The sequence below is a fragment of the Sulfurospirillum sp. HTRB-L1 genome, from assembly GCF_059415125.1.
Genome location: NZ_JCAHZR010000022.1, coordinates 1 through 1,116 on the forward strand (window position 1 = coordinate 1; position 1,116 = coordinate 1,116).

The window sequence follows — 1,116 nt, forward strand, 5'->3', positions numbered from 1 at the left end:
GGCCAGTTATGGCTTTTTAGGCCTGTGTGCTCTCCTTGGTGCCTTTACCCTTCTCTTACTCCTCTTGCGCAATCCTAAGCGCAATGACGCAAGAGCGAGGGAGATTGATGCTAACATCCAAGAAGCCACCAAGATTAATGAAATGGCCATGACCCTAGGGTTAAGCTTACTCATTGTAGGGAACTTCCTAGGAGGGGTGTGGGCTAATGAGTCTTGGGGAAGGTACTGGGGATGGGACGCTAAAGAAACCTGGACCTTGGTGACTGTTTTAGTGTATGCCACCATTGGCCACTTGCGCTATGTGCCTGGGCTTAATTCCCAGTATGCCTTTGCCGTAGCTTCCATGTTTGCTTATTGGTCGGTCATCATGACGTACTTTGGTGTAAATTTCTACCTCTCAGGCATGCACTCTTATGCCGCAGGTGACCCTGTGCCTATTCCTACCTTTGTCCCTGCCATTGCCCTTGGGATGGTGGTGTTAGCAGTAGTGGGGTATTGGCGGGGGAGTGGGAAGAGGGCGTTGTAGCCCATTGAACACACAAAGTCCACAATGATGGGCTTTGTGTTATAATTTCTCCAAACATTCTTAATACACCACCATAGTTCTCTTGGGCTTTGGTGCTTTTAGTGTAAAATGAGCGATATTGAACGTCTACATGTAAAGGGTTGGTTTGGAAGAGAAACATCTGATTATTTTACTCATCGCAGCGCTTAGTCTTGTTGTATTGCTTGTGATTATTGTCGTTATCAATACTATTAAAAAACCAGATGAAATTGTTAAAAAGAGCCCTGAGAAAATCACCGATCCCGAAGTGGCCGTGCGCATTGAGCAACTTGTTGATATTGCAGCCAATCGCAACAGTTCCAAAAATGATTTGGCCAATGCCGTAGTAAAAGTTTCCCAAGCCTTTCCTTTTCCTAAAAAAATAAAAGGTCAAATGACCCGCGAGGGGAAAATATACCTGAATTTTATCCTCCTTGTTGCAAGCCATCGCCATGCGGACGCTAAATTGGTGGCCTTTATGAACACGGAGTTAAAGAAGAAGAATCCTGAGTATACAAAAGAGATTGATATTTATGAAAACGAAGGGTTAAGGCAACGAGGAACGCGGGTAT

At 45.0% G+C, this 1,116-nt stretch carries 2 protein-coding genes; both read left to right on the top strand.

The genetic code is table 11. The features are described from left to right. On the top strand, positions 1 to 526 hold a 526-nt coding region (locus AC5SLM_RS14415; RefSeq protein ID WP_495251673.1), incomplete at its 5' end, for a cytochrome c biogenesis protein. 145 nt (positions 527 to 671) lie between these two features. After that, a partial coding sequence (locus AC5SLM_RS14420) for a hypothetical protein (protein WP_495251674.1) occupies positions 672 to 1,116 on the top strand: 445 nt, incomplete at its 3' end.